Source organism: Hydrogenophaga sp. OTU3427 (assembly GCF_038440225.1).
Lineage (GTDB): Bacteria > Pseudomonadota > Gammaproteobacteria > Burkholderiales > Burkholderiaceae_C > Hydrogenophaga.
This window is the reverse complement of the sequence record NZ_JASATI010000001.1, coordinates 196,508-219,688: the sequence shown is the minus strand read 5'-3', so window position 1 is coordinate 219,688 and position 23,181 is coordinate 196,508. Positions and strand designations below refer to the sequence as shown.

General features: G+C 66.8%; 23 protein-coding genes. 10 read left to right on the top strand and 13 right to left on the bottom strand.

The features are described from left to right. Nucleotide 1: 1 nt before the first annotated feature. Genes AAHB17_RS01035 through AAHB17_RS01025 form a run of 3 tightly spaced genes read left to right on the top strand, consistent with a single transcriptional unit; the run spans nt 2 to nt 4,524 of the window. The gene (locus AAHB17_RS01035) at nt 2-1,759 is read left to right on the top strand and encodes a type I secretion system permease/ATPase (protein WP_342128552.1); all 1,758 of its coding nucleotides are present in this window, start codon (nt 2-4) and stop codon (nt 1,757-1,759) included. A gap of 42 nt (nt 1,760-1,801) precedes the next feature. Next, nucleotides 1,802-3,142: an HlyD family type I secretion periplasmic adaptor subunit gene (locus AAHB17_RS01030; RefSeq protein ID WP_342128551.1), complete on the top strand. Its 1,341-nt coding sequence runs from the start codon at nt 1,802-1,804 to the stop codon at nt 3,140-3,142. A gap of 2 nt (nt 3,143-3,144) precedes the next feature. Continuing rightward, nucleotides 3,145-4,524, top strand: a complete 1,380-nt coding sequence (locus AAHB17_RS01025; RefSeq protein WP_342128550.1) for a TolC family outer membrane protein — start codon at nt 3,145-3,147, stop codon at nt 4,522-4,524. Between the two features lie 106 nt (nt 4,525-4,630). Here AAHB17_RS01025 and phbB read toward each other — a convergent pair whose 3' ends face one another. From phbB to AAHB17_RS01010, 3 genes are all read right to left on the bottom strand, one after another. Continuing rightward, a complete protein-coding gene (phbB, locus tag AAHB17_RS01020; protein ID WP_342128549.1) occupies nt 4,631-5,368 on the bottom strand; it encodes an acetoacetyl-CoA reductase in 738 nt (245 codons plus the stop codon). Nucleotides 5,369-5,419: 51 nt separating this feature from the next. Then, nucleotides 5,420-6,598: an acetyl-CoA C-acetyltransferase gene (locus AAHB17_RS01015; protein ID WP_342128548.1), complete on the bottom strand. Its 1,179-nt coding sequence runs from the start codon at nt 6,596-6,598 to the stop codon at nt 5,420-5,422. Nucleotides 6,599-6,690: 92 nt separating this feature from the next. Further along, nucleotides 6,691-8,472 (bottom strand): PHA/PHB synthase family protein, encoded by a 1,782-nt coding sequence (locus AAHB17_RS01010; protein ID WP_342128547.1) that lies wholly within the window; start codon nt 8,470-8,472, stop codon nt 6,691-6,693. A 118-nt stretch (nt 8,473-8,590) separates the two neighbouring features. Here AAHB17_RS01010 and AAHB17_RS01005 point away from each other — a divergent pair, with 118 nt between their 5' ends. Continuing rightward, complete coding sequence (locus AAHB17_RS01005) at nt 8,591-8,905, top strand: hypothetical protein (RefSeq protein WP_342128546.1); 315 nt, start codon at nt 8,591-8,593, stop codon at nt 8,903-8,905. On the opposite strand, the gene pgeF is transcribed toward AAHB17_RS01005, so the two are convergent. Then, entirely contained in the window at nt 8,825-9,643 is an 819-nt protein-coding gene (gene pgeF / locus AAHB17_RS01000) for a peptidoglycan editing factor PgeF (protein WP_342128545.1), read from the bottom strand. The genes AAHB17_RS01005 and pgeF overlap by 81 nt on opposite strands. Further along, nucleotides 9,643-10,320: a maleylacetoacetate isomerase gene (gene maiA / locus AAHB17_RS00995; RefSeq protein WP_342128544.1), complete on the bottom strand. Its 678-nt coding sequence runs from the start codon at nt 10,318-10,320 to the stop codon at nt 9,643-9,645. The genes pgeF and maiA overlap by 1 nt, the downstream gene beginning before the upstream one ends. 108 nt (nt 10,321-10,428) lie before the next feature. On the opposite strand from maiA, the gene AAHB17_RS00990 reads away from it, so the two are divergent. The 4 genes from AAHB17_RS00990 to AAHB17_RS00975 all read left to right on the top strand — a co-directional run bounded on the left by AAHB17_RS00990 (nt 10,429) and on the right by AAHB17_RS00975 (nt 13,374). Beyond that, nucleotides 10,429-11,142: a fumarylacetoacetate hydrolase family protein gene (locus tag AAHB17_RS00990; protein WP_342128543.1), complete on the top strand. Its 714-nt coding sequence runs from the start codon at nt 10,429-10,431 to the stop codon at nt 11,140-11,142. Between the two features lie 83 nt (nt 11,143-11,225). Next, nucleotides 11,226-11,783 (top strand): NUDIX hydrolase, encoded by a 558-nt coding sequence (locus AAHB17_RS00985; RefSeq protein ID WP_342128541.1) that lies wholly within the window; start codon nt 11,226-11,228, stop codon nt 11,781-11,783. A 12-nt stretch (nt 11,784-11,795) separates the two neighbouring features. Continuing rightward, nucleotides 11,796-12,146, top strand: a complete 351-nt coding sequence (locus AAHB17_RS00980) for an Hpt domain-containing protein (protein WP_342128540.1) — start codon at nt 11,796-11,798, stop codon at nt 12,144-12,146. Between the two features lie 28 nt (nt 12,147-12,174). After that, nucleotides 12,175-13,374, top strand: a complete 1,200-nt coding sequence (locus tag AAHB17_RS00975; RefSeq protein WP_342128539.1) for an MFS transporter — start codon at nt 12,175-12,177, stop codon at nt 13,372-13,374. 17 nt (nt 13,375-13,391) lie between these two features. Here AAHB17_RS00975 and AAHB17_RS00970 read toward each other — a convergent pair whose 3' ends face one another. Further along, entirely contained in the window at nt 13,392-13,667 is a 276-nt protein-coding gene (locus tag AAHB17_RS00970) for a hypothetical protein (RefSeq protein ID WP_342128538.1), read from the bottom strand. Between the two features lie 222 nt (nt 13,668-13,889). On the opposite strand from AAHB17_RS00970, the gene fumC reads away from it, so the two are divergent. Further along, nucleotides 13,890-15,275, top strand: coding sequence for a class II fumarate hydratase (gene fumC / locus AAHB17_RS00965; protein ID WP_342128537.1), 1,386 nt, complete (start codon nt 13,890-13,892; stop codon nt 15,273-15,275). Nucleotides 15,276-15,309: 34 nt separating this feature from the next. Here the strand turns inward: fumC and AAHB17_RS00960 are convergent, their stop codons facing one another. After that, nucleotides 15,310-16,185: a hypothetical protein gene (locus tag AAHB17_RS00960; RefSeq protein ID WP_342128536.1), complete on the bottom strand. Its 876-nt coding sequence runs from the start codon at nt 16,183-16,185 to the stop codon at nt 15,310-15,312. Between the two features lie 162 nt (nt 16,186-16,347). Here AAHB17_RS00960 and AAHB17_RS00955 point away from each other — a divergent pair, with 162 nt between their 5' ends. Then, on the top strand, nt 16,348-17,514 hold the full coding sequence (locus AAHB17_RS00955; RefSeq protein WP_342128535.1) for a patatin-like phospholipase family protein: 1,167 nt from the start codon (nt 16,348-16,350) through the stop codon (nt 17,512-17,514). A gap of 10 nt (nt 17,515-17,524) precedes the next feature. Here AAHB17_RS00955 and AAHB17_RS00950 read toward each other — a convergent pair whose 3' ends face one another. The 6 genes from AAHB17_RS00950 to AAHB17_RS00925 all read right to left on the bottom strand — a co-directional run bounded on the left by AAHB17_RS00950 (nt 17,525) and on the right by AAHB17_RS00925 (nt 23,179). Next, nucleotides 17,525-18,025 (bottom strand): flavodoxin family protein, encoded by a 501-nt coding sequence (locus AAHB17_RS00950; protein WP_342128534.1) that lies wholly within the window; start codon nt 18,023-18,025, stop codon nt 17,525-17,527. 430 nt (nt 18,026-18,455) lie between these two features. Further along, a complete protein-coding gene (locus AAHB17_RS00945; protein WP_342128533.1) occupies nt 18,456-18,947 on the bottom strand; it encodes a hypothetical protein in 492 nt (163 codons plus the stop codon). A gap of 377 nt (nt 18,948-19,324) precedes the next feature. Further along, nucleotides 19,325-19,966 carry a hypothetical protein gene (locus tag AAHB17_RS00940; protein ID WP_342128532.1) on the bottom strand — a complete coding sequence of 214 codons (642 nt, stop codon included), beginning with the start codon at nt 19,964-19,966 and terminating at the stop codon, nt 19,325-19,327. Continuing rightward, nucleotides 19,963-20,466: a hypothetical protein gene (locus tag AAHB17_RS00935; protein WP_342128531.1), complete on the bottom strand. Its 504-nt coding sequence runs from the start codon at nt 20,464-20,466 to the stop codon at nt 19,963-19,965. The genes AAHB17_RS00940 and AAHB17_RS00935 overlap by 4 nt, the downstream gene beginning before the upstream one ends. Then, nucleotides 20,463-22,904, bottom strand: a complete 2,442-nt coding sequence (locus AAHB17_RS00930) for a DUF3987 domain-containing protein (protein ID WP_342128530.1) — start codon at nt 22,902-22,904, stop codon at nt 20,463-20,465. Before AAHB17_RS00930 ends, AAHB17_RS00935 begins: the two co-directional genes overlap by 4 nt. Next, nucleotides 22,901-23,179 (bottom strand): hypothetical protein, encoded by a 279-nt coding sequence (locus AAHB17_RS00925; protein ID WP_342128529.1) that lies wholly within the window; start codon nt 23,177-23,179, stop codon nt 22,901-22,903. The genes AAHB17_RS00930 and AAHB17_RS00925 overlap by 4 nt, the downstream gene beginning before the upstream one ends. Between the last annotated feature and the right edge of the window lie 2 nt (nt 23,180-23,181).

The following is a 23,181-nucleotide window of genomic DNA, read 5'->3' as shown; positions in this document are numbered from 1 at the left end:
CATGGCTGAAACACCGAACACCGCACGCCGCACGCCCGATCAACACGGCGTGGCGACGGCGCTGCGGGGGCTCGCGCTCGCATTCGCCAGCGCCGGCGTGTTCAGCCTGGTCGCCAACCTGCTGATGCTGACCCCCACGCTGTACATGCTGCAGATCTACGACCGCGTGCTGGTCAGCCGCAGCGAACTGACGCTGCTCGCGGTGTCGCTGGTGGCGCTGTTCCTCTTCGGACTGGTGGCGGTGGCCGAATGGGCCCGTGCGCGCTTGCTGGTGCGCATTGGCGTGCGGCTGGATGCCCTGCTCGCCCGCCCCGTCTTTGACGCCAGCTTCGCCAGCCACTGGCAGGCACGCGATGCCCATCCCGCCCGCGCGCTGGGCGACCTGACCGAGCTGCGCCAGTTCATGACCGGCCAGGGCATGCTGGCCCTGTTCGATGCCCCCTGGGCGCCCATCTACATCGGCGTGATGTTCATGCTGCATCCCTGGCTGGGCGGGGTGGCCATCGGCTTCGTGCTGGTCCAGGCCGCCCTGGCGTGGCTGGGACACAGCCGCACCACGGCACCCGCCCACGCTGCGGCGCGCGCGCAAGGAGAGGCCGACGGCTACCTGCAGGGCAAGCTGCGCAACGTGGAGGTGGTGGAAGCCATGGGCATGCTGCGCCCGCTGCAGCGGCGCTGGACCACGCGGCTGGACAAGGCCATTCAGGCTCGGGCCAGCGCACAGGACCTGAGCCACCGGCTCACCGCGTGGAGCAAGTGGGTGCGTTATGGTCAGCAGTCCCTGGTGCTGGCGGTGGGCGCGCTGCTGGTGCTGGACGGTGGCTTGTCCCCGGGCGCGATGATTGCCGCCAACGTGCTGATGACACGCGCGCTGACGCCCATCGACACCCTGGTGGGCAGTTGGCGCAGCCTGGCAGGCGCCCGGGCCGCCTACCGCCGCCTGGAACAGCTGCTGGCCAGCGGGCCCAGCGCGACGCCCGACACCGGCTCGCCTGGCGGCCACCTGGTGCTGCGCGCCGTCAGCGCCTTCGTTGACGGCCGCGAACAACCGCTGCTGCAGGACGCCCACCTGACCCTGGAACCGGGCCAGCTGACCGTGGTGATGGGGCCGTCGGGCTCGGGCAAGTCCACCCTGGCGCGTGTGGTGCTGGGCATCTGGCCCCAGGTGAAGGGTGAGGTGCGCTGGGGCGGTCTGGTGCTGGGCGGTGCCGACCGTGCCGCACTGGGGCCACAGGTCGGCTACCTGCCGCAGGACGTGAGCCTGTTCGAAGGCACCATCGCCGACAACATCGCGCGGCTCGGGCCGGTGGACAGCGACATGGTCATCGCCGCCGCGCGCAGCGCCGGCCTGCACGACACGATTCTGCGTTTCCCGCAGGGCTACGACACCCCCATCGGGCCGGGCGGCGGCCTCTTGTCGGGTGGGCAGCGCCAACGCATCGCCCTCGCCCGTGCCCTGTACGGCCAGCCTGCCCTGGTGGTGCTGGACGAACCCAATGCCCACCTGGACGACGCGGGCGAGAATGCCCTGCTCCAGGCGCTGGAGGCCATCAAGGCGCGCGGCCAGACCGTGCTGCTGATCTCGCACCGGGCCAGCGTGCTCAAGCTCGCCGACCAGCTGGTGTTGCTGCAAGGCGGGCGGCTGCAATGGCAAGGTCCCCGCGACCAGGGGCTGGCGTGGCTCACGGCCCAGCGCGATGGCGCCGCCGCGCCCTTGCATCCCGGCGCCAGCGCGGCGGGCCAGCCACAGCCCGTCTGAACCCCCACGCGCCAGCACCCGACCCCACACCCTCCACCACCCATGGCCATGCACCCCACCGCCACGCCCATCGAGTCGACGGACGCCATCGCCCCGCCGCCGACCGATACCCGCCATGCCGCCCGGGTCGGGCTGTGGGCCCTGGGCCTGGGCCTGGGCGGGTTTCTCCTGTGGGCCGCCTGGGCCCCATTGGACGAAGGTGTGCCGAGCCAGGGCGTGGTGGCCATCGACACCAAGCGAAAGGCGGTGCAGCACCTGAGCGGTGGCATCGTCAAGCAGGTGCTGGTGCGCGAGGGGGACATGGTCCGTGAAGGTCAGCCACTGGTGCAACTGGACGAAGCGGTCGCGAGCGCCACCTACCAGGCCATACGCCAGCGCTACCTGGGCCTGCGCGCCATGGAAGCGCGGTTGATCGCGGAGCAGCAGGGTCGTCGCACGCTGGTGTTCCACCCCGACCTGCAACAGGCCGCGACCGACCCGCAGATTGGTTCGCAGATGGCGACGCAGGCCCAGCTGCTGCGCTCGCGCCAGGCCAGCCTGCAGGCGGAGTTGCGCAGCATCGAAGAAAACATCGCCGGGCAGCAGGCCTTGCTGCAGGCCAATGAGGCCATGCTGGGTCACCGGCGCAGCCAGCTGGACTCGGTGGAAGAAGAGCTTCGCCACACCAAGGGGCTGGTGCAGGAAGGGTATGCGCCGCGCAACCGCCAGCTCGAGCTCGAGCGCATGGCGGCCGACGTCAATGCCAGCATGGCCGAACTGGCGGGAAGCATGACGCGCGCCCGCGCCGCTGTCGCCGAGTTGCGCCAGCGTGCCCAGGCGCGTCAGGCCGAATACCACAAAGAGGTGGACACCGAACTCGCCAACGTGGTGCGTGAGGTGCAGTCGGACGCTGAAAAATACCCGGCGGCGCGCACCGACCTGGAGCGCACCGAGATCCGCTCACCGGCCAGCGGCCAGGTGGTGGGACTCAGCGTGCAGACCGTCGGCGCGGTGGTCCAGCCGGGGCAGAAGCTGATGGACATCGTGCCCCAGGGGGAGGCCCTGCTGCTGGAGGCCCGCATCGACCCCCACCTGATCGACCGGGTGCGCCCCGGGCTGCCCACCGACGTGCGCTTCTCGGCCTTCTCGCACGCGCCGCAGCTGGTGGTGCAGGGCGAGTTGTTGTCGGTCTCGGGCGACCTGCTGACCGAAGCGCAGACCAACGTGTCCTACTACCTGGCACGCGTGCGCCTGACACCCGAAGGCATGAAGGCCCTCGGCGGGCGCCAGATGCAACCCGGCATGCCAGCCGAAATTGTCATCAAGACCGGCGAGCGCTCCATGCTGACCTACCTGCTGCACCCGCTGACCAAGCGGATGGCGGCATCGATGAAGGAGGAGTGAGCATGCGCCCGCACCTCGGACAGTGGTGCCTTGCGCGCCGCAGCGGCCTGCAAGCCATGGGCGCAGCGGTTTGCGGCATGCTGCTGTTGCTGCCCGCGCCGTCACGGGCCCTGGACCTGCTGCAAAGCTACCAGGCCGCGCTGGACAACGACGCCACGCTGCGCGCCGCCCGCGCTGCCGCCACCGCCGGTGCCGAGCGTTTGCCGCAGGCGCGTGCCCTGCTCTACCCCAACGTCGGACTGAGCGCCGGCCGCAACTTCAACGACCTGGACCGAACGCAGGAAGTGTTCGGGCAGCTGGCGGACACCAGCGAACGGTTCTACAGCCACAACCAGACACTGACCCTGCGCCAGCCGCTCTACCGCCGCCCCCTGGCGCTGGGCGTGGACCAGGCCCAGCGTGCTGTCGACGATACGCAGGCCACGCTGGAGCAGGAGCAGCTCAACCTGCGGGTGCGCCTGACCAGCGCCTACATGGAAGCCTTGTTGGCGCAGGACCAGCTGGATCTGGTGCTGACGCAGCGCAAGACGCTGCTCACCTTGTTGGATGCCGCACGCAAGGGTCTGCAGGCCGGTTCCGGCACGCGCACCGACATCGACGACGCGCAGGCCCGGCTCGACATGAACAGCGCACAGGAACTCGAGGCGCGGCAGCACCTGGACTTCACCCGCCGCCAGCTGGAGGTGATGGTCCAGCGCCCGGTGGAGCCGTTGGCGCGGCTGGACCCGCTGCGCCTGCCGCTGCTGCCGCCCGATCCGCCACAGGTGGGTGACTGGATCGCTTTGGCGGAAGCCAGCAACCCGGAACTGCGGGCCTGGAATGCACGCCGCGAGATGGCCAGGATCGAGGTCCAGAAGGCCCAAAGCGCACACCTGCCCACGCTGGATGCCATCGCCCAGATCAGCCGCAGCGCCAGCGAGAACGTGACCGCCCCCCGCTCCAGCTACACCAACCGGTTGCTGGGCTTGCAGCTCAACCTGCCGCTGTACGCCGGCGGTCAGGTCCAATCGGTGGTGCGCCAGGCCATGGCCGAACACCTGCGCGCCGAGGAGCAATGGGAAGCCACCCGCCGCGAACTGGGCGTGCGCGTACACCGCGAACACCGGGGGGTGAGCGAAGGCGTGTTGCGCGTCCGCGCGCTGGAGCAGGCGGTACGTTCGGCCGAACAGCTGGTGCTGTCCAGCCAGCGCTCCTACCAGGCCGGGGCGCGCACGCTGATCGACACCATGAACGCCGAGCAACAAAAGCAGCTCGCATTGCGTGACCTGGCGCAAGCGCGCTACGGCTATCTGCTGTCCCGGGTGCGGCTGGAATCGCTGGTCGGTGGCACGTCCCTGAGCAGCCTCGAGCAAATCAACGGCTGGCTGGCACCGGCCCAATGAACTGGCTGGTGCAGGGCACCAGACGCAAAAAACCCCGCCGCAGCGGGGTTCCTCGGTCGAACCACCGCAGGAGCCGGCAGTGCCGGCCCGCGGTGATCGAGATCGGTCAGCCCATGTGCAGGCCGCCGTTGACGGAGAAGTCCGCGCCGGTGGCGTAGCCGCCCTCTTCCGAGGCCAGCCAGGCGATGATGGAGGCGATCTCGCTGGGTTTGCCCAGGCGCTTGACGGGCACGGTGGCCACGATCTTTTCCAGCACGTCCGGGCGGATGGCGTTGACCATGTCGGTGCCGATGTAGCCCGGGCTCACGGTGTTGACGGTCACGCCCTTGGTCGCCAGTTCCTGCGCCAGCGCCATCGAGAAGCCGTGCATGCCGGCCTTGGCGGCCGAGTAGTTGGTCTGGCCGGCCTGGCCCTTCTCGCCGTTGACCGACGAGATGTTGACGATGCGGCCCCAGCCCTTTTCGACCATGTCGGGCACGACCTGCTTGGTCACGTTGAACATGGAGTTGAGGTTGGTCTCGATCACCGCCGACCAGTCCTCGCGCGTCATCTTCAGGAACATGCGGTCCTTGGTGATGCCGGCGTTGTTGACCAGCACGTCGATGCTGCCGTGTTCGGCCTTGGTCTTGGTGAAGGCTTCGACGGTGGAATCCCAGTCGCCGACGTTGCCCACAGACGCGTAGAAGGTGTAGCCCAGGGCGGCCTGTTCGGCGATCCACTTGGCGTGGTCACGCGTGGGACCGCAGCCGGCGATGACCTTGAAGCCTTCCTTGTGCAGGCGCTGGCAGATCGCGGTACCGATGCCACCCATGCCCCCGGTGACGTATGCAACTTTTTGACTCATGTTCTGTGTTCCTGTGTTGTCGTTGGTGACGAAATCATGCTAGCCGGCTTTTCAGCGCTCGACAGCGAGGGAAACCCCCATGCCGCCGCCGATGCACAGGGCCGCCAGGCCCTTCTTGGCGTTGGTGCGCTGCATCTCGTGCAACAGGGTCACCAGGATGCGGCAGCCGGACGCACCGATCGGGTGGCCGATGGCGATGGCGCCACCGTTGACGTTGACCTTGGCCGGATCGATGTCCAGCGCCCGGTTGACGGCGCAGGCCTGGGCGGCGAAGGCTTCGTTGAGTTCGAACAGGTCCACGTCACCGGCCTTCCAGCCGGCGCGGGCCAGGGCCTTCTGCGAGGCCGGCACCGGGCCCATGCCCATGGTGGCGGGATCCAGGCCGCTGGTGCCGAAGGCGGCGATGCGCGCCAGCGGCGTCAGGCCCAGGGCGGCGGCCTTCTTGGCGCTCATCACCATCACGGCGGCGGCGCCGTCGTTGATGCCGGACGCGTTGCCCGCAGTGACCGAGCCGGCCTTGTCGAAGGCCGGGCGCAGGCCGGCGAGCACCTCGGCGGTGGTCTTGCCGTTGATGAACTCGTCGCTGTTGAACACCACCGGGTCACCCTTGCGCTGCGGGATGCTGACGCCGACGATTTCGTCCTTGAACTTGCCGGCGGCCTGGGCGGCGGCGGCCTTGCTCTGACTGGCGGCGGCCAGCGCGTCTTGCATCTCGCGCGTGATGCCATGGGCCTTGGCCACGTTTTCGGCGGTGATGCCCATGTGGTACTGGTTGTACACGTCCCACAGACCGTCGACGATCATGGTGTCGGTCATCTTCCACTCGCCCATGCGCTGGCCGTCGCGGCTGCCGTTGAGCACGTGCGGACTGGCGCTCATGTTCTCCTGGCCACCGGCGATGACGATCTCGCTGTCGCCCCAGGCCACGGCCTGGGCGGCCAGCATCACGGCCTTGAGGCCGGAGCCGCAGACGGCGTTGATGGTCAGGGCCGGGGTTTCCTTGGCCACACCGGCCTTCATCATGGCCTGGCGGGCCGGGTTCTGGCCGACACCAGCGGCCAGCACCTGGCCCATGATGACCTCGCCCACGGCGTCCACCGGCAGGCCGGTGCGCTCCAGAAGGGCCTTGATGACGATGCTGCCCAGCTCGGTGGCCGGGGTCTTGGCGAGCGAGCCGCCGAACTTGCCCACGGCGGTGCGGGCGGCCGAAACGATGACGATGTCTTCCATGAAGGGCTCCTCTTGCAGGTCAGATAACAATTACACGTACGCCAATGTCTCAGCGGAAATGCCACCCAAAGGCGGCGCGGGGGGAACTCACGTCAAGCTTTTGCCTTGACATAGCGGCCGGGGGCCGGCTCGGTGGCCTTGTAGGCCCGGCTGCCATAGCCCTTGGGTGCAGCAATTTGCTTGCCAGCATGCCCCTTGAGCCAGTCCGACCAGTCGGTCCACCAGCTGCCGGGGTGCTCCTTCGCGCTGGCGATCCAGTCGTTGACATCGGCCGGGAACTTGTTGGCCGGGCCGATCCAGTGGCTGCGTTTCTTGGAGGCGGGCGGGTTGATCACGCCGGCGATATGGCCCGAGGCCCCCATCACAAAACGCTTGGGGCCGGGCAGGTGCTGGGTGCTGGCGTAGGCGCCACCGATGGGCACGATGTGGTCTTCGCGCGAACCGTAGATGTAGACCGGCAGCTTGACCTGGCGCAGATCGATCTTTTCGCCACACACCGTGGCCGCGCCGGGCTGGACCAGCCTGTTTTCCAGGTAGGTGTTGCGCAGGTACCAGGTGTAGTAGGGACCGGGCAGGTTGGTGGCGTCGCTGTTCCAGTACAGCAGGTCAAAGGGCGGCGGGGTCTCGCCCTTGAGGTAATTGCCCACCACGTAGTTCCAGACCAGGTCGTTGGGGCGCAGGAAGCTGAAGGTGGTGGCCAGGTCGCGCCCGGGCATCAGGCCGCCCTTGGCGAACTGCATCTCGCGGAACTTGCAGAAGTTTTCGTCGATGAAGACGTCGAGGATGCCGGTGTCGGTGAAGTCGAGCAGCGTGGTCAGCAGCGTGGCGCTTTCCACAGGGTGCTGGCCGCGGGCCGCCAACACACCCAGGCTGGTGGCCAGCATGGTGCCGCCGACGCAGAAGCCCAGCGCGTTGATGGTGTCGGCGCCGGTGATGTCGCGCACCACGTCGATGGCACGGATGACGGCGTCCTCGATGTACTGGTCCCAGGTCACCTGGGCCATGGACTCGTCGGGGTTGCGCCAGCTCACCACAAAGGTGCGGTGGCCCTGCTCCACCGCATAGCGGATCATGGAGTTGGAGGGCTGCAGGTCGAGGATGTAGAACTTGTTGATGCAGGGCGGCACCATGAGGAAGGGTCGCTCGTAGACCTTGGCACCCAGCGGCTTGTATTCGATGAGCTGGAACAGCTCGTTTTCGAACACCACCGCGCCCTCGGTGGTGGCCACGTTCTTGCCCACTTCGAAGACGCTTTCGTCGGTCATGGACACGTGGCCCTGCTTCATGTCGTGCAGCAGGTTCTGCATGCCTTTGGCGATGCTCTCGCCCTGGGTGTCCAGGGCCTTCTTCTGGGCCTCGGCGTTGAAGGCCAGGAAGTTGCTGGGCGAGCTGGCGTCAATCCACTGCTGGACCGAGAATCGCACCCGGTTGCGGGTCTTGGCGTCGCCTTGCACCGCTTCGGCCATGGCCATCAGCGTGCGCGCGTTCAGCAGGTAGGCGGCGGCGGAAAATGCGGACACCGGGTTCTTGCTCCAGGCCTCGCTGGAGAACCGTCGGTCGCCGATGGGCTTGGCCTGCAGACCCTGGTTCCACAGCGCGGACACGTCCGCCAGGTAGGTGCGCTGGATCTCCATGAGCTTGCCCATGTCGAAGGACACCGGCTGCCCGTTGGCGCCCTTGAACAGGTCGGTGGCGCCCTGGGGCAGGCCCCAACCAGCGGCGCCGCCGGGCGCGGCGGCATTCATGGCCGCCATCAGGGGGTTTTGGCTCAGGTCAGGCACACTGGCCGCACCTTGCGCTATCTTCGTCCACTGGTCGACCAGTTGCTGTTGAAACTGCTGTGCCGCGGCCAGCCAATTGGGTTCAGAACTCATCCATGCCTCCTACGTGTTGTCTCATTATGACCCTGCAGCAACGGCAGTCTCAACGGCTTTCAGCTGACAAACGCCGATCGTCCGAAAACGCCCCCGCCACCCCCCTGACGCAAACGCCATGTACCTGGTTGTCATAGCCTGGCTGTATGTCACCGTGATGATGGCCATCGCGGAAGCCACGAATCCCCAAGGCAGCATCCTGGGTGCCATTGTGACCTTTTTGCTTTACGGTCTCGGGCCCCTGGCATTGGTGGTTTACCTGATGTCGACCCCGGCGCGCAAGAAGGCGATCAAGGCGCGCGAAGCTGCGGAACACGAGGCATGGCTGGCCGCTCAGGCGGCGCAGGGCCATTCAGACGCGCCAGATGCAGGCGGCCATGCGGCCGGTGCTGCCCAGCCGCCCGGCGTCCCGACGGTGGGAAAAGAAAGCTGAGGCCTGTGTCACGGTGCACCAGGGTGGCGAGCCGTCGTTGCCCCACACAGCGTTAAGCCCCAGGCGCTGCAGGCGTTGTCGTGCCAGGGCGGGCAGGTCGGCCAGGCACTTGTCCGGGCCGCGTGGCCTGAAACAGCCATCGGCAGCCCGATCGTGGGCCACAAAGGCCTCGCGCACCTCGGCACCCACCTCGAAGGCCTGTGGGCCAATACAGGGCCCCAGCCACGCCAGCCATTGCACGGTGTGCGCCGCGCCGGCCTCCGAGGCACGGCGACACAAATCGGCCATCACCGATTCGATCACGCCCCGGCCACCAGGGCCGTCACCCACCCCCGCCAGGCCACGCCAACCCGCGTGCGCCGCACCGACCCAGCGACCTTCGGTGTCGGTCAGCAGCACCGGCAGGCAATCGGCCACCATCACGGTGCAAGCCAGCCCCTCGCGGGCCGTGGTGCAGGCGTCGGCCACCAGGGTGGCGGCGTGGGAGCGTTCGTGGTCCAGATCGGCGGTCCGGGTGCCGTGCACCTGCTGCATGAACACCGCCTGGACGCCCAGGGTCTCCTGCAGTCGGCCACGGTTGGCCGCCACGGCGGCGGGGGCGTCTCCCACATGGTCGCCGAGGTTGAGGCTGTCGAAAGGCGCCGCCGACACACCGCCACCGCGCGTGGTGAACACCGCCCGCACCGCGTCGGGTGCTGGCCAGTCGGGCACCAGCCAACCCGCCAACGGCCCGCCCATCAGGCTTCGAAATCGGGGCAGTTGCGGGGATGGGCCTGCTCGAAGGCCGGCAGCTTCATGCAGGCGTCAAAGGCCGCCATGGTCAGCGGCAGGTCCTCGTAGACCAAGCCGAAGCGCGTGCCGTTGACGACCTGCGGCACCAGGCAGCAATCGGCCAGCGTGGGCGTGTCGCCATAGGAATAGACCGAAGGCGGCAGGCCTGCCGCGGCACGCTGCCGCGCCAGATCCTGCAGGCGGCGTTCGTAAGACTTGAGGCCCTCGACCGTCCAGTGGTTGTACCAGTCGTTGCGCTGTTCGTCGCTGAGCTTGAGCGTGCCCACCAGGTACTTGAGGATGCGCAGGTTGTTGATCGGATGGATTTCGCAGGCCACGGTCTGGGCCAGGGCGCGCACCTGGGCCCGACCCAGCGCGTCGGCGGGCAACAGCGGCGGCGTCGGGTGGGTCTCGTCGAGGTACTCGATGATGGCCATGGACTGGCTCAGCAGCGCCTGATCGGGGTCGCCCTGCACGTCCAGCGTGGGCACCAGCGAATCCGGGCTGATGGCGCGGTAGGCGTCCTGACGGTGCTCGCCCTTGGGCAGGTGCACCGGCTGGTACACGTAGGGCAGGCCCTTGAGGTTGAGTGCGATGCGCACGCGAAACGACGTGCCCGAACGGAAAAAGTTGTAGAGCTTCATGGCGGCATAGGATAAACCCAGGCCACAAAACCGGGGTGCCGGTGGTCCGGGCGCGGCGGCTCATGGCACACTGCCCGCGACACCTTTCACCCAGCCAGAGGAGCCCCCATGCCCAGCGAACCACGCTTCACCTTTGCGCCGCCAGCCACCGTCTTTGTGCCGGTGGTGGGCCAGGACACCCTGTTTCCCGTGCACCGCATCTACTGCGTGGGCCGCAACTACGAGGAGCACGCCAAGGAAATGGGGTTCACCGGGCGGGAGCCGCCCTTCTTCTTCCTGAAGCCGGCCGACGCCATCGTGGTGGCCGAGACGGACCAGACCGCCACCATCGACTACCCGCGCCAGACCAGCAACCTGCACCACGAGATCGAGCTGGTGGTGGCCATCGGCACCGGCGGCAGGAACATCCAGGCGGCCGACGCGCACAAACACATCTTCGGCTACGCCGTGGGGCTGGACATGACCCGCCGCGACCTGCAGAACGACATGAAGAAGCAGGGCCGCCCCTGGTGCATCGGCAAGGCCTTCGACCAGTCGGCTCCCATCGGTCCCATCACCCCCGCCGCCCAGGCCGGCGACATCGCCCGGGCCGACATCTGGGTGCAGGTCAATGGCGTCGACCGCCAGCGCAGCAACATCTCCAAGCTGATCTGGAACATCGCCGAGACCATCGAACACCTCTCCGCCGCCTGGGATCTGCAACCCGGCGACCTGATCTACACCGGCACGCCCGAAGGGGTCGCAGCCGTCAAGACCGGCGACGTGATGGACGGCGGCGTGAGCGGGCTGACCCCGATCCACGTCGAGGTGGTGGCCGCCTGAGCGTGCGCACTGGCGACGGACCGGGCCACGCGCCCGCTGGGTGTTGGACGCAGCACCACGGCCCCACGGCTACACTTGCCGCCATGCTGTCGCGTTTCCCCGTCAACCACTGCCGCGTCTGCGGCACCGCCGTGCAACACCGTGTGCCCGATGACGGCGACACGCGCGTGCGCGCGGTCTGTCCAGCCTGCCACACCATCCACTACGAAAACCCGCTCAACGTGGTGGGCACGGTGCCGGTGTGGGGCGAGACCGGCGCCCAGGTGCTGCTGTGCAAGCGCAACATCGAACCGCGCCTGGGCAAATGGACCCTGCCGGCCGGCTTCATGGAGCTCGGTGAAACCACCGCCGAAGGCGCCGCCCGCGAGACCGATGAGGAAGCGGGCGCCGAAATCGAGCTCGGGCCGCTGTACACCCTGCTCAACGTCTCGCGCGTGGGCCAGGTGCACATGTACTACCGCGCACGCCTGCTCAGCGACCGCTTCAACCCCGGCCATGAAACCCAGGAGGCGCGGCTCTTCACCGAGGCGGAGATCCCCTGGGACGAAATCGCCTTCCGCACCGTCAAGGAAACCCTGGTCTGCTACTTCGCCGACCGCCGTGCAGGGCAATTCCAGTTCCACACCCTCGATATCGCCTGAGCGACGCCGCGCATGATGCAGTTGATCGACCACGCCACCCTGAACGAACTGCGCGAAGCCCTGGGCGACGAGCTGGACAGCATCGTCCAGCTGTATGTGGATGGCCTGCCCGAGCAGTCGCAAGCCCTGGTGCGTCTGCTCGCCGCACAGGACCTGCCCACGCTGCGCCGCAGCGCACACAGCCTCAAGGGCAGCAGCGTGAGCATGGGCGCGCAAGCCCTGGGCACGCTGTCTGCGCAGATCGAAAAACTCGCGGCCACCGGCAGCCTCTCCGACGAACTGCGGGCCGAGGTTGCCCGTGTGCCCGCCCTGGCCGCCGACACCGAGCAGGCCCTGCGCGAGTCGGGCTGGGTCCGGTCCTGAACCGGGCCATGGGGCGGACCCACCGCTGATGCTGCCCCGGACACGCTGGCTGGTCCTGCGCCTGGGCAGCGCGCAGACCCTGGCCTGGGCGTCGTCCTACTACCTGCCGGCGATGCTGGCCGATGCCATGGCCGCCGAGCTGGCGATGAGCAGCACCCGCGTCTGGCTGGGCTTCAGTTTGGCACTGGGCGTTTCCGCCCTGCTGGGGCCGGCCAGCGGCCGCGCCATCGACCGCCACGGCGGCCGGCGCGTGCTGACGGGCTCCAGCCTGTTGTTCGCCGCCGGGCTCGCCACACTGGGGCTCGCGCCGAACAGCACCGTGCTGATGCTGGGCTGGCTGGTGCTGGGCGTGGCCATGGGTGGCGGCCTGTACGACGCCGCGTTCGCCGCGCTGGTCCGGCTGCATGGGCAGGCGGCCCGTCCCGCCATCACAGGCATCACCCTGCTGGCCGGTTTTGCCAGCACGGTCGGCTGGCCGCTGAGCGCCTGGATGGCCCACACCTGGGGCTGGCGCGAGGCCTGCCTGGCCTGGGGCGGGCTCCACCTGCTGCTGGGCCTGCCGCTCAATGCCAGCCTGCCCACCACAGCGGCGCCCGAACCGCAGCGCCAGACGCCATCCGCGGCGGGCACCACCATCCGCGCGGGACCGGCAACCGCAGCCTCCCCCCGTCCGACGGCCTCGCCCATGTGGGTGGGCGCTGCCCTGGCCTATGTGTTCGCGGCGACCTGGTTCGTCAGCACCGCCATGGCCGCCCACCTGCCCGCCCTGCTGATGGCGCACGGCGCCACACTGAGCGGCGCGGTGGCCACCGCTGCCCTGGTGGGGCCGGCCCAGGTGGCAGGGCGTCTGGCCGAATACGGGCTGATGCGCCGACACCATCCGCTGTGGTCCGCCCGCCTGGCGGCCACCGCCCACCCCGTGGGCGCGCTGGCGTGGCTGGCGCTCGGCCCGCTGGCCAGCCCGCTGTTCGCCGTGCTGCACGGCGGCGGCAACGGCATCCTCACCATCGCCAAGGGCACCCTGCCGCTGGCGCTGTTCGGTCCACAAGGCTATGGCGCCCGACAAGGCTGGATCATGGCGCCGTCGCGGGTGGCGCAGGCTTTCGCCCCCTTGATTTTTGGTGCCTGCGTGGCCCGGTGGGGCGCCCAGGCCATGTGGCTGTCGACCGCCCTGGGCCTGAGCGCACTGGCCGTGTTGTGCCGGCTCAGGGACCGGCCGGCACGGTGACGCTGGGGGGCAGGCCGTCAGGTGGCCCTGTATTCCCCCACCGAGGTGGCCCAGGGATCGAGCGTGCTGGCAACCTGGTAGTCGGGATAGGCCTGCGTGTGCTGCTCCGACAGGCTGTGCAGCGCAAAAAACACCTCGCCCCGAAAGCCGTGCCGCGCGCCATCGCGGGTGTCGCTGGTCAGCGACTTCATGTAGGACACGAATTCCGGCTTGCCCCACAAGGCCTTGAGCTGCGTCCCGATGTGGGGATGGGCGTCGTTGATGGTCTTGAAATCCGCGTTGTCATCGAGCATGGCGCGCTCCTCGTGTCTGGAGATGACGACCCCGGGCGGCGCCGGCAACCTATCTCACAGTTATTCACATTCTTGCAAATATCGGCCCGCTTTCCAAGCCGGATCGAACCGGGCCTTCGGCATGGGCGGCGTGGTACCGCTGGACAAGCCGCCGCCCTGGGTGTCTGATGGGCCGTCCTTTCCACGCAAGCCGTGGTTGGCATCACGGCAAGGAGCAGCGTCATGAACACAGGCGAACGCATCGAACACGACAGCATGGGCGGCGTGGCCGTCGATGCACAGGCGCTGTGGGGCGCTCAGACGCAGCGCTCGCTGCACTTCTTCGCCATCTCCACCGAACGCATGCCGCCCGGACTCATCCACGCGCTGGCTCTCGTCAAGCGCGAGGCCGCGCGCGTCAACGCCCAACTGAGCCTGCTGGACGGAGCGCGCGCCGCCGCCATCGAACAAGCCGCCGACGAGTTGCTGGCGGGTCTTCATGCAGAGGCCTTTCCGCTGTCGGTGTGGCAAACCGGGTCGGCCACGCAGACCCACATGAACATCAACGAGGTGCTGGCCAACCGCGCCTCCGAACGCATGGGCGGCGGGCGCGGCGAGGCCCGCCTGGTGCACCCCAACGACCACGTCAACCTCGGGCAATCGTCCAACGACGTGGTGCCCACCGCCATGCACCTGGCCACGCTGGACGCCGCCGTGCACGGGCTCCTGCCCGCGCTGCAGGGCCTGCACCGCCAGCTGCAGCAACACGCCCAGGCCTGGGCCGACATCGTCAAGACCGGCCGCACCCACTTGCAGGACGCCACCCCCATCACGCTGGGGCAGGTGGCGTCAGGCTGGGCAGCGCAACTGGTCCATGCCGAGCGCGCCATCACGCTCAGCCTGGGGCCATTGCACGAACTGGCCATCGGTGGCACCGCCGTGGGCACCGGTCTCAACACCCACCCGCAGTTTGGCGAGCGCATGGCGGCCGCGCTGGGCGTGGCCACCGGGCTGCCACTGCGCTGCGCCGGCAACCGCTTCGCTGCCCTGGCCGCCCACGATGCCTTGGTCAACACCCATGGCACGCTCAAGACGCTGGCCGTCGCCCTGATCAAGATCGCCAACGATGTCCGCTGGCTGGCCAGCGGACCCCGCTGTGGCTTGGGCGAACTGCGACTGCCCGACAACGAGCCTGGCAGCTCCATCATGCCCGGCAAGGTCAACCCCACACAGTGCGAGGCGCTGGTGATGCTGTGCGCGCAGGTCATGGGCAACGACGTCGCCATCAGCGTGGGCGCCGCCGGTGGGCAGTTCGAGCTCAACACCGCCAAACCGCTGATCGCCCACAACATGCAACAAAGCCTGCGCCTGCTGACCGATGGCATGCGCAGCTTCGAGCAGCATTGTGTGCGGGGCATGGCGCCCGACCGGGCGCGCATCGCGGCCCTGCTCTCTCAGTCGCTGATGCTGGTGACCGCGCTCAGCCCCCACATCGGGCACGACCGCGCGGCCGCCATCGCGCTCAAGGCGCAACACGAGGGCAGCACCTTGCGCGAGGCCGCCCTGGCACTGGAGGCTGTCACGCCGGAACAGTTCGACTTGTGGGTGCGTCCCGAGCAGATGGTCTGAACATCCGGCGCGCACCCTGGCGGCCCGTCCGCCGTCAGCGGTGGCCGCGCCGCTCGTCGTCGCGATCTTCGCCGCGGTCGCGTCGTCGCTCACCCTTGTCACCCCGGTCCCCGCGATCACCTAGGTGCTGCTGCTCACGCCGCTCCGCCCGCTCCTCGCGCTGGCGCCCCGGTGGCTCCGGCCGCTGGGCCTGCCGCTCCCGCTCGCCGTGCTGAGGGCGCGCCATGTCGTGCCCGCGCTGCTCCGGCACCACCACCTGAGGCCTTTGTGGCCGCGGCTCGGGGGCGGCCACCGAGGGCACCGGACGCTGGCGCGGCGGGATCTCGTCGCGCCCCCGGACTTCGCGGCCTTCACGCTCCTCGCGGAACTGCGGCTCACGCGGCCGGTAACGGTAGTGCTCGGACTCGATGGAACGCTGCTGCTCGAACGCCTGTGGGTACCGGCTCTGCGGATAGCGGGCCTGGTAGCTGGGCAAGGGTGCAGGGGCCGGTACGGCACGGTGGTCCCAACGGTCCCAGCCCGAGCGGCGCTGCTCCCAGTCGCGGCCCCAATGCTCGCCCCAGCGCGGCGGCGCATCGGCCCGCCAGGGCCGGAAATAGCTGGGCGCATGGCGGTAATAGCGCACCGGCACGCGCAGCACGAACAGCGGCACCATGTGCGGGCTCACGAGCCGCCACGGGCCGTTGTACCAGCTGCTGGAATACCAGTTGTCGTACTGGAACACCCAGTAGAGACCGTCATAGAAAAAGTAATTGGTCGGCGCGTCGGGCGCGTAATAGACCGGGTAGCCAGGCACGCGCTGGAACTGTGGGTACACGGGCAGATTGATGCCAATGCTGACGGTCACCTGGGCCTGCGAGGCGGGCACGCCCAGCAGCAAGAGAGGAAGGACAAGCAGTAGGTGGCGCATAACAAACTCGATACTCGATCACAAGTTAGCACACCCGAGTCAGGAACGCTGCAATGGAGTGTGTGCAAGTGTGACGCCCTGTGCGCAGGCCACAGACAAATTCACCGCGCGGTGGTAGCCTAAGGGAAAACCCTATACAGGGCACATCCAGAAGGGAGCTCCATGACCCACGCCGACACCAGTTCCACGCCGTTGAACGTGACTGTCGATCAGGCCGAGACACTGCCTCAACGGCTACGGCGGCTGCGGCGTGTGCGCGAGTCGGCCATGCCGGGTTCGGGGCCAGGCGCTCTCTTGCGTTACTGGCGGGCCTGGCGTCCCGCGGCGGCGCGGCTGAACCTGGCTTTGCAGGGAGGTGGCGCCCATGGGGCGTTCACCTGGGGCGTGCTGGATGCCTTGCTAGCCGATGAACGCACCGCGTTTGAAGGGCTCAGCGGAAGCAGCGCAGGGGCCATCAATGCGGTGGTGATGGCCGACGGCTGGGCCAAGGGTGGCCGCGAAGGCGCGCGCCAGGCGCTGGACCGGTTCTGGAACGAACTGGGCCACCAAGGCCCCCACAACGGCATCGTGGCGCAGGGCGAAGGCGACAACACCAGCCTGTCGCCGTCATCGCGGCTGCTGGCCATCTGGGCCGGGCACTTCTCGCCCTCGCAGCTCAATCCGCTGGACCTCAACCCCTTGCGCGATCTGCTCAAGCGGCAGATCGACTTCCCGCGTCTGCGGGCCAGCAGCCCGTTCAAGCTGTTCGTGGGCACAACACAGGTCCACACGGGGAAACTGCGCATTTTTCGCGAACACGAGATCGACATCGATGTGTTGATGGCCTCGGCCTGCCTGCCCAAGATACACCACCCGGTGGTCATCGATGGCCAGCCCTACTGGGACGGCGGCTACTCCGCCAACCCGGCGGTGTTCCCCTTGTTCTACGACTGCGAATCGGCCGACGTGTTGCTGGTGCTGCTGAGCCCCCTGTTGCGCGAAGGCACGCCACAGACCGTGGACGAAATCGATGCGCGCATCGTCGAGTTGGCCTTCAGCGCCAACTTCATGCGCGAGATGCGCATGTTCGCGCAAGCCATCGACCAGTCCCGCCCCGCCTTGCTCAACCTGGGCCGGCTGGAGCGCCGCCTGCAGAAGCTGCGCTTTCACATGGTGGACACCGGTGGCGTGGCCAGTCTGCACCGCACCGACACCAAGCTGCTCGCGCACGCGCCCTTCCTGGACATGCTCAAGGGCCAGGGCCGCGAGCGCGCGCAGGCCTGGCTGGACACCCACTTCGTCGGTGTCGGGCAACGCTCGACCATCAACCTGCGGCAGTGCTTCGGCTGAGGAGCCGGGCTCAAAACACGCCCAGCGACAGACCCGTTGCCATCGCCTCGCCCAGTTCCCGGCAACGCGCCAGGTCATCGTCGCCAATCTGCTTGGGCGCCAGGATGGCTTGTGGCGTCTGTGCATGGGTGCATACGATCAGTGGTTCCGCCACCGGCTTGAGGCGCCAGCCCGTGGCGATGCGCTCGATCTGCCGGGCCGCGTTGTGCCCGTCGCTGCCGGCGCAGATGAGGCTGGCATAGGGGCGGCCATTGATCTGGTCGAGCACGGCGTAGTAGGTGCGGTCAAAAAAATCCTTGAGCTGGCCACTGATGGCCGCCAGGTTTTCCGGCGACGCAAAGAGGAAGCCATCCGCCGCCAGAACATCACCAGGACCCGCCTGCGCGGCCTGCAGCAAGCGCACCTCGATACCGGCATCCGCCATCGCGCCAGCGTGCGCGGCCTCGGCCATCTGACGCGTGCCACCCGTCATGGAGTGGTAGACGATGAGAAGCGATTTGGACGCGGTCATGAGCTCAGCATACGTGCATGGCGCGCAAGTGAAAAAGCCCGCTTCTTGTGGAAGCGGGCTTTCTGTATAAATGGCGTGGCGGGATTCCAAAGATCGATATAACCATTTGATTCAATTGGTTATTTTCCACCTACAAGGCGATATATTCCCCGATTTGTTCCCCGGTGACGGGCTTGATACCCCGTCCGGGCCTGCTGAATCACCGCCGCTTTAGGGCATCCGAAAACTTCCGGTGGCTTGTGGCAAGGTGACCACAGCGCAGACGAAATTACCCGACACAGGGCCGGGTAGGTAATCTGCATTGAAGCGGACCGGTTCAGAGACGTGACGCCGGGGACGTTTCCGCCCGCCGAGAAACGTGAACCATATTTGACTTTTTCAACGCCGCTAATGCGGAGTGCTGAGCAAGTGCGCCGCCTAGTTCGCGTGGTTACTTCACAGCCTGAGTTGTTGCCTGCACGTCAGTGGGTCCGCTGGGTGCCGGTGAACTCGGGGCGATGGGTTGTGCTGCCGGCTCAGGGGTCGCCACCGGAGCCGTAGCAGGTTTAGCGGTTTGCGCTACCGGGAACAGCCCAGGGCATTTCTTAAGCGTCGCAGCCTGTTGAATCGCATCGTATTCGCCCTTTAGGCGTGCATATTCGGCCTCTTGTTGCTTTGTTCCTCCCAAAGCAAATAGCGCTGGCCAAAACAAAATCATCCCGACACCAGTGATGGCCTTGTCGTTTGAAGCCGCTTCATCTAAGCGCCCACCCAGTTGGGTCACACGCACTTGCAGTCGCTGAGACTCTGAGGCAAGTTGATCGCAGTCGTATGACTGATACTGCATCGGTGAAACGTATGCCGTCGCTACATCCTTTGATGAAGTGGCACACCCTCCTAGCCCAATAGCAATTGCGAGCAACGAAGCGGTAAGTTTTTTCATGTGTCATTTTGTTGAAGTGAGAAACATGTTGTATCCGCAAATGCTCTCGGTTCCTTTATGGCCCGTTCCAGGCACACGGAAAATGCACGCAGCGTGTAGCCTCGCCACCACACACAAGCGAAAAGCCGACCCAGTTCGGGTTGGTAATCAGCAGTGATACCCAAAACTGTTGACCTGTGTGCCTCTGCATCCCTTGTCCGACAAAGCGCCACGGAGTAACTTTCGCGCGTGCTGTTTCGATATTGCCTCCGCCCTCTACAGTTCACCACCCGGTCAGGTTCTGTCCTTGCTCACGAAACAGACCGTTCAACTCCGCGATCAGCCGCCGCAGCTTGACGGTGTGCCCACCGGTGTAGGCGTTACGGGCCGATGCCGCCTTACCTGCCGCGCTTTTTGGGCCGGTGGCTTGCTGCCAGGGCTTCCACCGCTGGATCGCCTCGCGCTGCCTCTGCCTTTGCTCTGGTGTCCACTTCCTTGCCGCCATTTGCCAGCCCCTCTAAAACTTCGATTTGCCCGGTTTGGTTATCCAGCGCGCGCACGTTGTCGCCGCCGGTGGCCTGCCCGTTGTTGACCTGTTGCGGTCCGTGGGCAATGTTGGCCTGCTTCACGAATGTGGCCTGCCGGGGAAACTTCAGGTCAATCACCGCCTGAATGGTGGCCCTGCTCTGCGCCTGGGCCTTGAGTGCCAGACCCAAATATGCTTCAAGGTGGCGTTGGTACTGTTGATGATGTGACCGTTTGGCCAGACTCACGAAGATGGTTTGCAGTGCCGTAGCTTGCCCGATCAGCATAGCCTCAAGCCCCGACAAGTCGCCGGTCGCGCTTTTATCCATACTGGCGCGCAGTGCGTCCACCAGTGAATCCAACTCCACATCGTCGCCCATGATGTTGGTTTGGTAGGTGTCGACCACGACAGCGGCATTGATGGCTGGATTCACTGACGCGATGGCGCTCGCTTGCTCCATTGTCTGGTTGGCGGTCCGATCAACAGACAGCACCTTGGGGTTTTTCTTGCTCATGGTGTTGATGCTCCAAAGCCTGGGCAACGCTGCAACGTCTGCACCAGCGCGCCGGGTAGCTGTGCGTCCTTCAACTGCGTGGCCACCTCTGCCCGGTGCCAGTTGCCACAGCGCCAGCGGCCAGCGCCGTGAAGGTGGGCACATTCAAGGCATAGCTGCCTATCGTCGCCCTCACGATCCCGGACCACCAGCCGGTCGGCCTGTTGCTCTGCATCGGCCAGGGTCAGGCCCTTGTCGGTGAACCTTGCCAGCCGCGCCGTGAAGATGTCGATTTCCACCGCATTCATGGCCTCGCTGTGTGGCCAGCACCAGCGATCAGGGTCTGCCGCTGGGGTAGTGTTGTTCGCTGCCTCGCTGCCCTCGATTTTTTGAAAGGGTGCCGGGGGGTACGCTACAAAACCTACGAAACCTGCCGCCTGTTCCGATTCCTGGGGTTTTGTAGGTTTCGTAGCGTGGGGGTCGGAGGCTTTTGGTGTTTTCAGCCGGTCCAGCCACTTCATGCGCCACCCCCCTTCAACAGCGTGGGATGGATCAGATAACGGTCGGTCGGTCGGCCACCAGCGGCCCCGGTGGGGATTGCCTCGCGCGATAGCCACCCGTAATCGGTCAGCAAGTCCGCCGCCTTGCGTACCGCGTCAGGTGTGCCCAATCCCGCCCAATGCTTGACGGCCACCAGCCGGGGCGTGAAGGCTTCCGACAACACGCCGTCGCACAGCTTGCCCGCCTTGATCTTGTCCAACAGTTGTTTGGCCCCGGCAGTTTCCGGGATCACTGCCGCCGCGTAGATGCGCTCTGCATGGCTTCGCAGGTAGTCACCCCATGCCAGCGCCCGGATCAGTTCGCGCTCATGGATCACGCCGCCGCTGTCGGGTGTATCCACCAGGGCAAAGATCAGCGCCAGCGCCGGGATCAGCTTGCGGTACTTGCTCAGGTGCGACACAAGCGCCGGGTGCAGATCGTCGCCGCGTATCGCAGTCTCGAATGGTTCCAGCCACTCCACAAACAGGGCTTGCGCCTCGGGTGAAAACCGCCATTCCTGGGGGTCGGTGTCGCTGGCTGGTTGCAGCGCGTTCAATCGCTCGAAAACTGCCCATGCCGCTTGTCTGGCGGGTGTGTCGGGCCACCTGTCCACATAGGCAAACTCACGGCTCACATCGGGCCACACGGCCAGCCCGAAGCGTTGCAACAGTCCATCGTCACCCGCGCCACCGGCCACAGCCTCGCGCACATAGCTTTGCAGTTTGCCCGGTTGTATGCCGCCCAGCATGGCCAGGCACACACGCGGCACATATGATTCACCGCGCCCGATGCGGTCAACCGCGTGGCCTTGATTGCCGTCGTAGCCTGTCAGGTAGAAGCCCCGCGCGCCTTCCTGCCCTTGGCGGTCCATGCTGCACAGTAAGCCGTGGATTTCATCGCGGTACACCAGCAAGCCCCATTCGTTCACGGTCAGCAAGTCGGCCAGCTTTTCCACCGTCGCATCGTTCACCACATAGCGCCGCGCCAAGGGTTCGGCTGGTGTGTCCATCGGCTCCAACAGTGCGCGCGCCTTCGCTGGGTCTTTGTCGGCAAACCCTCGGGCCTGCTTCTCTTTCGCCTCGCTTGCCATGGTCGCCACCTTGCAATCAAGCTCCCATGCTTCGTGCGCTATCTGCCACTGTTCGCGCTCGGTTGCTTCAAGCCGGTGCAGGGGCTTCAACACCTCAGACAAAGCCGGTGATTTCATCACCCCCGGCCTGCCCACAATTGCGCCCCACAGGACAGGCACCACACGCCAATCGTCCCGCGCCTTGGGGGCCACCACAGCACGCGCGCCGATCAGGCTGGAAAGAGCCACCAGGGCACCCACCGCCGTGAAGTCAGGGGGGCATTGCATCCGGTGGGCAATGTCGGCCACCCAGCCGCGCAGCGCTTCGGGCAACAGTTCGGGGTCAAACGCTTGCACCGCCGGTAGTGCATCGGGCAGGGGCACAGGGTCAGGCCATGCCGCCGCCGCGTCCACCTTGGACACATCTTGGCTAACAGGCATGGGCCCCACCAGCGCCGCCGCCTCGATACACGCGCGCACCGCATCGGCCCCGATGATCTGGTGCAGGTCGTTGAAGTCGGTAGCGCCGTCCGTTCGGTCGTTGCCGAAGTCAGGTTTTGACAGGTAGCCACCCACCGCCCGCGCCGCCTTGGTCGCTTTCGTCAGGCCCGGATTGCCTGGGGTGCCAACATCATCATCAGCGGCTAGGATCAGCCGCAGCGCCGGGTATTTGGCGCGCAGGGCTTCAGCCACCGCCAGCAAGTTGCCCGCGTTGAAAGCCACGGCCACAGCGTGCCCCGTTGCCTCATGGATGCCCGCGCCGGTCGCGTATCCCTCGCACACGATCAACACGCCGTCAGGCTTGCCGATGGCGTGATAACAGCCCTTCACCCGTCCGCCGGGTAGAAACCGCTTACCGCCGTCTGGTGCGATGGTTTGCAGGCTGTGCAGCGCGCCCGATGTGTCCCGCATCGGAATCACAAGGTGGTGCCCGTCAGACTTCACGCCGTGGGGCTTGATGCCCTTGCGCGTCAGGTACTCATGGCCTGTTGCCGGTGTGGCCTCTTTCCAGATCAGCGCCGCCGCCTCGCTGGCCTGTTGTTGCGCCTGGGCTTGTTCGGCTTCGCGCTGCGCCTGCATGGCCTTGATGCGCTGCCGGTGGGCTTCGCGCTCTGCCACCGTCATATCGGTGTCGGCCATCGCGCACCAGTTCGATTTCAAGCCACTGCGCCAGCATCCGAAAGCCCCGGCGGGTATGCCGTCCAGGTGCAGCATGTACCAGCCGGAATCGTCCCTGGGCTTGCCGTTGGTACTGAAGCGGTGCAACTTGCCATCGGCCACGATTTCATCGGGTGGCGTTAGGCCAGCGGCCAGGATCGCCGCGCGGAATTGTTCGATGGGGTCGCTCACAACCGGCCCCCGATCTGTTCCAGAAACCGCCGCGCCGCGTCAATGGTGGGCAGGTGTCGCACAAGCCCCCACCGCTCAGCCCAATAGCTCACAGGACCATCCTTCGGGTCTGTGCGGTGCAGGGCTTGGCCCTTCATCGCATACGCCGCCCGCAGCGGGGAAAACGCTTTGTCGTTGCGTTCACTGATGGGAAAATTCAGATCGTTGATCGCGCCGCCTGCCGTGGGATTGCCGTCCCCGGTGGGCACTTCTTTTTGGGTGGTGTTGATCGCCATGT

Excerpts from the sequence above, each read along its gene's own strand:
- AAHB17_RS01035 (WP_342128552.1), top strand. The coding sequence starts at position 2 with ATGGCTGAAACACCGAACACCGCACGCCGCACGCCCGATCAACACGGC.
- AAHB17_RS01030 (WP_342128551.1), top strand. The coding sequence starts at position 1,802 with ATGGCCATGCACCCCACCGCCACGCCCATCGAGTCGACGGACGCCATC.
- AAHB17_RS01025 (WP_342128550.1), top strand. The coding sequence starts at position 3,145 with ATGCGCCCGCACCTCGGACAGTGGTGCCTTGCGCGCCGCAGCGGCCTG.
- phbB (WP_342128549.1), bottom strand. The coding sequence starts at position 5,368 with ATGAGTCAAAAAGTTGCATACGTCACCGGGGGCATGGGTGGCATCGGT.
- AAHB17_RS01015 (WP_342128548.1), bottom strand. The coding sequence starts at position 6,598 with ATGGAAGACATCGTCATCGTTTCGGCCGCCCGCACCGCCGTGGGCAAG.
- AAHB17_RS01010 (WP_342128547.1), bottom strand. The coding sequence starts at position 8,472 with ATGAGTTCTGAACCCAATTGGCTGGCCGCGGCACAGCAGTTTCAACAG.
- AAHB17_RS01005 (WP_342128546.1), top strand. The coding sequence starts at position 8,591 with ATGTACCTGGTTGTCATAGCCTGGCTGTATGTCACCGTGATGATGGCC.
- pgeF (WP_342128545.1), bottom strand. The coding sequence starts at position 9,643 with ATGGGCGGGCCGTTGGCGGGTTGGCTGGTGCCCGACTGGCCAGCACCC.
- maiA (WP_342128544.1), bottom strand. The coding sequence starts at position 10,320 with ATGAAGCTCTACAACTTTTTCCGTTCGGGCACGTCGTTTCGCGTGCGC.
- AAHB17_RS00990 (WP_342128543.1), top strand. The coding sequence starts at position 10,429 with ATGCCCAGCGAACCACGCTTCACCTTTGCGCCGCCAGCCACCGTCTTT.
- AAHB17_RS00985 (WP_342128541.1), top strand. The coding sequence starts at position 11,226 with ATGCTGTCGCGTTTCCCCGTCAACCACTGCCGCGTCTGCGGCACCGCC.
- AAHB17_RS00980 (WP_342128540.1), top strand. The coding sequence starts at position 11,796 with ATGATGCAGTTGATCGACCACGCCACCCTGAACGAACTGCGCGAAGCC.
- AAHB17_RS00975 (WP_342128539.1), top strand. The coding sequence starts at position 12,175 with ATGCTGCCCCGGACACGCTGGCTGGTCCTGCGCCTGGGCAGCGCGCAG.
- AAHB17_RS00970 (WP_342128538.1), bottom strand. The coding sequence starts at position 13,667 with ATGCTCGATGACAACGCGGATTTCAAGACCATCAACGACGCCCATCCC.
- fumC (WP_342128537.1), top strand. The coding sequence starts at position 13,890 with ATGAACACAGGCGAACGCATCGAACACGACAGCATGGGCGGCGTGGCC.
- AAHB17_RS00960 (WP_342128536.1), bottom strand. The coding sequence starts at position 16,185 with ATGCGCCACCTACTGCTTGTCCTTCCTCTCTTGCTGCTGGGCGTGCCC.
- AAHB17_RS00955 (WP_342128535.1), top strand. The coding sequence starts at position 16,348 with ATGACCCACGCCGACACCAGTTCCACGCCGTTGAACGTGACTGTCGAT.
- AAHB17_RS00950 (WP_342128534.1), bottom strand. The coding sequence starts at position 18,025 with ATGACCGCGTCCAAATCGCTTCTCATCGTCTACCACTCCATGACGGGT.
- AAHB17_RS00945 (WP_342128533.1), bottom strand. The coding sequence starts at position 18,947 with ATGAAAAAACTTACCGCTTCGTTGCTCGCAATTGCTATTGGGCTAGGA.
- AAHB17_RS00940 (WP_342128532.1), bottom strand. The coding sequence starts at position 19,966 with ATGAGCAAGAAAAACCCCAAGGTGCTGTCTGTTGATCGGACCGCCAAC.
- AAHB17_RS00935 (WP_342128531.1), bottom strand. The coding sequence starts at position 20,466 with ATGAAGTGGCTGGACCGGCTGAAAACACCAAAAGCCTCCGACCCCCAC.
- AAHB17_RS00925 (WP_342128529.1), bottom strand. The coding sequence starts at position 23,179 with ATGGCGATCAACACCACCCAAAAAGAAGTGCCCACCGGGGACGGCAAT.